At 55.9% G+C, this 6726-nt stretch carries 15 protein-coding genes; 4 read left to right on the forward strand and 11 right to left on the reverse strand.

Annotated features, from left to right (window positions below; all coding sequences use genetic code 11):
• Positions 1-58 precede the first annotated feature (58 nt).
• Positions 59-529, reverse strand: a complete 471-nt coding sequence (locus ACIQ17_RS29200; RefSeq protein ID WP_398472920.1) for a hypothetical protein — start codon at positions 527-529, stop codon at positions 59-61.
• A 37-nt stretch (positions 530-566) separates the two neighbouring features.
• Positions 567-821, reverse strand: coding sequence for a hypothetical protein (locus tag ACIQ17_RS29205; protein WP_398472922.1), 255 nt, complete (start codon positions 819-821; stop codon positions 567-569).
• 113 nt (positions 822-934) lie between these two features.
• Here ACIQ17_RS29205 and ACIQ17_RS29210 point away from each other — a divergent pair, with 113 nt between their 5' ends.
• The 3 genes from ACIQ17_RS29210 (at position 935) to ACIQ17_RS29220 (ending at position 2617) form a co-directional block, all read left to right on the forward strand.
• A complete protein-coding gene (locus ACIQ17_RS29210) occupies positions 935-1078 on the forward strand; it encodes a hypothetical protein (protein ID WP_398472923.1) in 144 nt (47 codons plus the stop codon).
• 329 nt (positions 1079-1407) lie between these two features.
• A complete protein-coding gene (locus ACIQ17_RS29215; RefSeq protein ID WP_398472924.1) occupies positions 1408-2046 on the forward strand; it encodes a DUF5343 domain-containing protein in 639 nt (212 codons plus the stop codon).
• Positions 2036-2617, forward strand: a complete 582-nt coding sequence (locus tag ACIQ17_RS29220) for a Swt1 family HEPN domain-containing protein (RefSeq protein WP_398472925.1) — start codon at positions 2036-2038, stop codon at positions 2615-2617. The genes ACIQ17_RS29215 and ACIQ17_RS29220 overlap by 11 nt, the downstream gene beginning before the upstream one ends.
• Before the next feature lie 165 nt (positions 2618-2782).
• On the opposite strand, the gene ACIQ17_RS29225 is transcribed toward ACIQ17_RS29220, so the two are convergent.
• Together ACIQ17_RS29225 and ACIQ17_RS29230 are read right to left on the reverse strand one after the other, a co-directional pair.
• Entirely contained in the window at positions 2783-3046 is a 264-nt protein-coding gene (locus ACIQ17_RS29225; protein WP_398472926.1) for a DUF6894 family protein, read from the reverse strand.
• A gap of 44 nt (positions 3047-3090) precedes the next feature.
• Positions 3091-3795 carry a Crp/Fnr family transcriptional regulator gene (locus ACIQ17_RS29230; RefSeq protein ID WP_398472928.1) on the reverse strand — a complete coding sequence of 235 codons (705 nt, stop codon included), beginning with the start codon at positions 3793-3795 and terminating at the stop codon, positions 3091-3093.
• Between the two features lie 196 nt (positions 3796-3991).
• Here ACIQ17_RS29230 and ACIQ17_RS29235 point away from each other — a divergent pair, with 196 nt between their 5' ends.
• Complete coding sequence (locus ACIQ17_RS29235) at positions 3992-4216, forward strand: hypothetical protein (RefSeq protein ID WP_398472929.1); 225 nt, start codon at positions 3992-3994, stop codon at positions 4214-4216.
• Positions 4217-4305: 89 nt separating this feature from the next.
• Here ACIQ17_RS29235 and ACIQ17_RS29240 read toward each other — a convergent pair whose 3' ends face one another.
• The 7 genes from ACIQ17_RS29240 to ACIQ17_RS29270 all read right to left on the reverse strand — a co-directional run bounded on the left by ACIQ17_RS29240 (position 4306) and on the right by ACIQ17_RS29270 (position 6609).
• Positions 4306-4527, reverse strand: a complete 222-nt coding sequence (locus ACIQ17_RS29240) for a hypothetical protein (protein WP_398472930.1) — start codon at positions 4525-4527, stop codon at positions 4306-4308.
• Between the two features lie 87 nt (positions 4528-4614).
• Positions 4615-4854, reverse strand: a complete 240-nt coding sequence (locus tag ACIQ17_RS29245; protein WP_398472931.1) for a hypothetical protein — start codon at positions 4852-4854, stop codon at positions 4615-4617.
• Between the two features lie 60 nt (positions 4855-4914).
• Positions 4915-5241, reverse strand: coding sequence for a hypothetical protein (locus ACIQ17_RS29250; protein WP_398472933.1), 327 nt, complete (start codon positions 5239-5241; stop codon positions 4915-4917).
• Between the two features lie 121 nt (positions 5242-5362).
• Entirely contained in the window at positions 5363-5839 is a 477-nt protein-coding gene (locus ACIQ17_RS29255; RefSeq protein WP_398472934.1) for a hypothetical protein, read from the reverse strand.
• Positions 5836-6048: a hypothetical protein gene (locus ACIQ17_RS29260; protein ID WP_398472935.1), complete on the reverse strand. Its 213-nt coding sequence runs from the start codon at positions 6046-6048 to the stop codon at positions 5836-5838. Before ACIQ17_RS29260 ends, ACIQ17_RS29255 begins: the two co-directional genes overlap by 4 nt.
• Positions 6041-6427 (reverse strand): hypothetical protein, encoded by a 387-nt coding sequence (locus tag ACIQ17_RS29265; RefSeq protein WP_398472937.1) that lies wholly within the window; start codon positions 6425-6427, stop codon positions 6041-6043. Before ACIQ17_RS29265 ends, ACIQ17_RS29260 begins: the two co-directional genes overlap by 8 nt.
• Positions 6428-6441: 14 nt before the next feature.
• A complete protein-coding gene (locus tag ACIQ17_RS29270; protein ID WP_398472938.1) occupies positions 6442-6609 on the reverse strand; it encodes a hypothetical protein in 168 nt (55 codons plus the stop codon).
• Positions 6610-6726 lie beyond the last annotated feature (117 nt).

The raw sequence follows: 6726 nt of genomic DNA on the forward strand, positions 1-6726 counted from the left end.
TTCTTCACTTGGATAACCCTTTCATTTGCTGAAAGCGTGATTCAAGCGGCGAATCTCGTCAACTAACTTTCTTCTGGCGCCCGTTCTCGGGGAGATAGAACTGGACGGGCTCTTTCGCCTCTTCTCCCTGCTTATGGTCGGTCACTCGATCAGCGCCTGTGAACTTGAAGCGATGCCGCATGTTCACGATCCACAGCGTGTTGTTGAACTTGACGCCCTCGTAGGAGATGAGGCCTTCCCGCCCCTTTCGCATCCACCATGCCTCAGCGAGCAGGTTTCCCTCTTTAACCGCTTGCGAAAACTCTGGCTCGCGCTCGATCAGGTCGTACCAAAGGTCATGGCTCATGGCCATTGAAGGTGGGATGGCCAGTGCCACCCGTACCTCGATATCGGTGCCACCCTCCTGATAAAGGAGGTGCATGATCGTCTTCCAGTTTGGATCGAGGTCGCTCAGTTTAACGCGCGGGCGACCTACTGCGTTCGCTCCCTGCTTACTGTCACGACCCCGTCGCGCAGCTTTTTCTGTCATGCCGGATTATGCACACAGCAGATGGAATCTTGGCAAGCTATGCTTGTCGCCGTCTGAAGGTGACGATCTGCCTGCCCCTATCAACTTCGGCATCAAAGCCGACAGTCGTCCACGCCCTGCTCTGCGTGTGCGTGGTCTTGTCCGGGTCTTCGTTGCTCCACCACTCGTTATACTCGTGAGCAGACTTCGGCAGCGCCCGGCCTGTTAAGGCTTCTATCTCGGTGAATGAGAGAGCCAGGGTCTCCCCTTGAACGCCTTCCAAGCAAATGCGGAGCGGATCGTAGACCGACATTCGACCTCTTCCCTTACAATTCAATCTGTTACGGCATCTTCACAGACAAGCTGCATTGCGTCATGATTCTACCACGTCGAAAGACGGATACAAATCAACGAGAAGACAATGAAATGGCTGTCCTGTTTATCGGAGCTGCGCTGGTTGTCGGCGCAATGACCGGAGCCTATGCCCAGGCAAAGAAGAACCCCGACGCGGATAACTTCTTCCAGAGCAACTCCCACGTCATCAACAAGGATGGCATCTCCATCGACTAAGGTAGCTGGAATGAAGAAGGCCCCGAGGGGCCTTTTCTTTTGGTCGAGCGCCGGCAGAACAAACGGCCAAACAGAATCCTTGCGCTTCCCCATGGGTCCGTTGCTGGAGACGGTTTCCTTCTCCTGACCGAGCGCCCTTCCGCACTCGCTAGCCTCTAGCGGGCCATGCCTGGCTTAGCCGTTTCCCGATATTGGACTTCCCCGTGCGGTGTGTCGCGTGTGCGGAGCGAGGGGATTATGGGCACAACTGTGAGCAAGTTGACAACCGCGATTGCATTTCAGGCGGGCTGCACGGAGGCTTGATGTGTGATTCGCATACGGAGCACTAAATGGCTGCACTGACTTATGTCACCGCCCCCGGCAATATCGAAAAAGCTCTTCTGGGCATCAAAGCCGCTGCTACGCCCGAGCAAGCAGGACAGGACTTTGTTAAATCGATCCTGAAGATCCCCGGCGGCTCGGGAAATCAGGTAGCTGCGTTGCTGAAAAAGATCGGGTTCGTGAAGGCAGACGGAAGCCCTTCGGATATCTACAAACGCTTCCGCAATCCGACCACCTCCGGCGCTGCCGTCTTGGAGGCGCTGCGGGTTGGTTACCCCGCTCTCTTTCAGCGAAATGAGACTTGGTACAAACTGGCCGATGAGGACCTTCGCGGATTGATAGTGGAGGAGACCGGCCAAGCTCACGATTCCTCTGTAGTCAATCTGACGCTAGCCACCATCAAAGGACTAAAGAAATTTGCCGACCTTGGCGCGGCAACGAAGGTTTCGATCATCACGCACGACGATTCTAAAGATCCACCTCCGCCTACGCCTACGCCTCCGCACCTGCCGCCTCACCTTCCTCAAAGCATGGGGCTCAACCTCGGGTACACGATTAATTTAAATTTGCCGGCGACGTCGGATATTGCTGTCTTCAACGCCATCTTCAAGAGCCTTAAAGAGCATCTGTTGAAAAATGAAGAGTGATGATCAAATCCGCTCGTTCGGGATGTCGGGCTTCTTAATATGTGAAGATCTGCGTGCCGTTGAAAAACAGTTCAACGTGGAACTCGGCCACACAGTCAAGGTCACCGAGGAGACCGTTCTAAAGTACTACCCTCAGTTTGAGCAGGAAGTGCGAAAAGAGGCCGCTCAGATGGCCCAGCACTACGAGATGTTCTATTGCCTGGAAAAATCAATTCGGAAATTGATATCGGAGACGTTAGAGGAGGCCGAAGGCGCAAATTGGTGGACGTCTAAGGTCAGCGCGGAAATTCAAAAGTACGTGGCAGATCTGCAAAAGGGAGAGCTTGATAATGGGATAACACCGCGGTCAGACCAGTCAATCGACTATTCGACTTTCGGACATCTCTCGGTGATCATCACGTCCAATTGGTCGCTATTCGCAACGATTTTCAAAAGCCAACGTGCGGTACAGAAGGTTATGGCCAGCCTCAATCTGCTGCGCGGTCCGATTGCCCATTGCTCCCCCCTGTCCGAAGACGAAGTAGATCGGCTAGATCTAGCAGTACGAGACTGGTTTCGCATGATGGGATGATCAAGCTTGAAACCTTTCCAGCTCCAGGCCATTGCCAAGGCAGCATACGCCGGGTGTCAACCGGCCGTAACGGGGACTGATGGACGCGGCGATTTTGCCGGTTTCTCGTCGCGACAGCAACGCATAGGTACGCGTGGCAATCTAACCTGTTCCCGGCGTATGCGCTCACTCCGCCTTCAGCGCTGCCTTCAAACAGTCCGGCACGACCGCCCCAATCGACACCACTCCCCGTTCGATACCGCCATCGTCCACGACATGGATGCTAGTTGCCACAACCGCTCTGTCTATATCAATGGTCTCGCAAATCAGAGCTTTGAGCCCCTTCCGGGCTTCCGACATCGCAGCATCCGTATTCTCGTACATTCCCCCGTCTGCGTCATCGCACGTGGAGCCATCATCGTATTCGATATTCAGAAAGAACTGCGGCATGGGGCGTGGCCTTTCGCTTTGGAAAGCTACGCGGGGGGGCATTGTTAAGTTTCGTCTTCCGCTCCGAAAGCTTGCTTGTAATAACCCCGGATATGATCGACGCACTCGCAGGAGTAACTTTCGAGCTTCTCCTTCGAGAGAATGCGGATCTTGCCTCTTGAATAGTCGATGATCCCGAGCTTGTGGGCCTCCTTTGCCGCATCGGAAACGCTCGTCCGTCTCACTCCGATCATGATGGCGATGAACTCCTGCGTGAGTGGGATCTCGGGTCCGACGAGGTCATGCATGCGCAGAAGCCATTTACCCAGGCGCTGTTGAACTGTGTGATGGCTGTTGCAGGCGACATGCTGCTGGGCCTGGGCGAATGCGAACAGCTCGTAGGAGATGATAGCTTTGCGGAACTCATCATTTTCCAGGAGCAAACGGGTCAAATCCGTCAGAGGAACGACTGACGCCTCCCCGGACACTTGGACATCGACGCGATTGAGCACTCGCCCATGGTTCAACGCTTGCAGCCCGCCGAATACACCATCACGCCCCACAATGCAGGTTTCGGCCGCCCCGCCGCCTGGTAGTTCAACGACAAATGATAGGATGCCGCTGTGAGGGAAGTAGCCGCGGAAAAGCTCATCTCCAGGGTCAGCTAGCCCTTGTCCCTTCTGTAGTTCTACCACTTTCAGGAGAGGCTCGATCTTCTGAAAGGTTGCCTGTGAGAGGTTAGCGAGAAGCGCATTGGGGTGCTGAGGCATCAGCCAGCTCCGCGTTGTCCGACGGGAGCAATTGGCTCTCAAACCAGCAGGCCGGGATCCGTGGCTGGTATTGCCACGGCAAGTGCGCGTGTGCCGCTTTGTTCCACCAAGGAGCAATTAATGTTCCCGTCTGTCGGCAGCCGGGCAGACCACAGCGCGGTAATGGCGCAACCTCGCCGGAACAAAGGGAGGTTGCATGCCGCATATCACGAGCAGGAGCTGGACCGATCAGGACATCGCTCGACTCCAGCAGATGGCAGCCGAGGGAGCATCCATCCTTCGGGCCGCAGCGGCGTTGAAACGCAATACGTCCTCTGTTGCGAAGCTCGCACGTCGTCACGGCATCAAATTGGTGGGCACGCGGCAGCTGAAGGCGCAGATCCGGGAATTGGACAAAAAGGCCCTGTTTGGTCGGTTCTGACTACAGCCGCGCCAGATAAATTCCCGCCGCTACAAGTGCGACCAAGAACGCCCCCATGATTGCGAAGGGGGCAAAACGCTCGAAGTTGCTCAATGGGCGGCGCTCGCAGTGTCCAGGGTGACGCATGTCCGCTTGCGCTGGCGCCGATCCATCCCGGTCACCTTCATCACTTTCCCGACCGAGCAGTTGCCGCCCTGGACGTAGACCACGGCGAACGGGTTCAGGGTGTGAGGTTCACGGGAAAGGATAGTTTGTGCCGAGGCAGACCCGGCAAGAGTCAGGAAGCCGACACACAGAACGATGGTACGCATAACTCATCTCCACAGCCGACGATGGCCTACAACACCGGCGTTGAGATTTGGTTGCTCAGCGCAGATGTCGCAGGCCTCGGCGGCGGGTTAGCGGGCGCCCTTGCCCTCCCAGAACCGCTTGTCGGCGCGGACTTCCGCTTGGCTCTTCAGGAACGGGCCGACCCGCTTGTAGCCGGTCTTCATCCGCTTCCAGCCAGTCTTGAGGCACACCTCGTCGATGATGGTGCCGAGCATGCTCTTGCGCTGCCGGAAGATACGGAATGGCAGGCCGCGCTTTGGCTTGTCGAGCTGGCCGACGAAGTATTTGTTGGTTTTTTTTTTAGGCATGGGGGTTTTCTCCCTCTTTGGTTGATTATGAGTGTGTTGGCTTGCGAGGCCAAACCTGATCTAAACCTCTGCCGACGGCGGGCGAACCGGCATACGTTGCTGCCAAGAGTAGTGCAGCACCCATCCGAACAGGCCGAAATCGCGCGTGCCGCGATGCTTCCAGTTCGTCGGCCCCATAGCCTTCCCCCGATAGACATAAAGCGCCCACAGCCACGTCAGGCTGCTGCGTGGATGGTAGGCTGCAAGCATACGTCGTCCGTCGTTGCTCCGGCTCCAGAATTCGGCGCCGCCGATCTTCAGGAGCGGGTATCCCCAGTTAGCCAGGTACTTGTTGGAGACCTTGATGTGAATTGGTCCAAGGCGCAGGTAGTTTCTCAAAATCCTCACTTTCTCTTCTAATTAAACGCCGCCGTCAGCCATGCGTAGTCAGCGAAAATTGCCGCGATGACCAAGATCACTGGGCACTTGAAGCTGTTCAGCCAAAGCCCAAAGAACAATGCCAAGGTAATCACGCCGCCCCTCCCTTTTTCGCCCGCAGGAACAGCGAGGCGTGCTCGGGATGCTCCAGCATGAAACGCCGGGCGAGATACGTGGTCACGGCGTTGGCGATTTTGAAATCAGCCCCGCCCTGCACCGCCGTTTCCCATCGCAGCCGTTCAACAATGGCCTTTGCCGAAAAGCGGTTTCGCTTATTGGCGATCTCCAGGGCGAACTTGCAGAAGAGCTGGTACACGGCGGGGTGCCGCTCCATCCACGCCTTCGCGCGCTCTTCAACCGAGGCCTTTGGCTTTGCGTAGGCTCGGTTGGAAGAGACACGAACGGCGATATCGTGAGGCTGTTGCTTGTCGCTGGCGAGGACGCCTTTGTAGTCGAGAAGCAAGCAGGCTGGTTTGGGGTTGCGGGTTTCAGGCGCGAAGACGATGCGACCGATGCCGGGCTGGAAATTCTGTTGCAGCATCTCTTGGCGGATATCGGCGGGGGTCATTGGGCACCCCACTCGACCGCCGTAATCTTCTGGCCTTCCTCGTCCTCAGTCAGTTTGACGACGTTGTTGGCAACAGCCTTATCCAAACCCATGCGAAGATATGTCGAGTTCTTGGTGAAGGCTCCGAGCAGTGCTTTCATCAGAGCGTCTTGGGCAGCCTCATATTGCGCGATGGGCACTGTGGTGGGCCTGGTGGACGGGTTAGCCATTGTTGGCACTCCCATCTAAGCCTTGACCTTCGAGGACGTCGATGAAGATGCAGGCGGCAGGTTCGCCACTAAACCGACGAATAGCCTCTTCGCGGGTTTCGCAGATAGGAGCATCCGCATAGCCAGCGGCAATGGACAGCCACCCCTTGATGCGCTTGGGCTCTACCCATTCGGCGATGAGGTCATTGCCGTTGGGTTTACCACCTTCGCCCGCAACACTGCCGTTTGTATTCCAAGTGACAGCAAAGTCTCTTAAGCCATGCGCTATGAATCCACACAGGGTCATTGTGTGCGCAGTGGGGTGCTGACCGAATACTACAGCCTTTTCGCCACTGCGTGTCTTGTAAGACTTCCCGGTCTCAATACTGATTGTTTCCACATTCTCACCTCCCCTTAAGATGCCATCACGCCGTACTGGGCCATAGCGAAGAGCATGGCGCCAACGAGAGCGAAGATGATGAGCGCGAGGATGGAATCGCAGAGCGCTTGGTTGCGGTAATAAAAGTTAGGTGCCCGCTCACTGCCGTTGTAGCAGAGAAGGCCGTATTCTTTGGTAGTCATGTTGATTAGCTCCTGTTGTTACCTGAATGCTGAGTCAGGTCAGGAATCTCGTCAACTTATTTTTGGTGGCAAATTTGCCACGTAAATTATTCACGTATTTGTTGCGGTATACGATTT

This window comes from Tardiphaga sp., assembly GCF_044340795.1.
GTDB lineage: Bacteria > Pseudomonadota > Alphaproteobacteria > Rhizobiales > Xanthobacteraceae > Tardiphaga.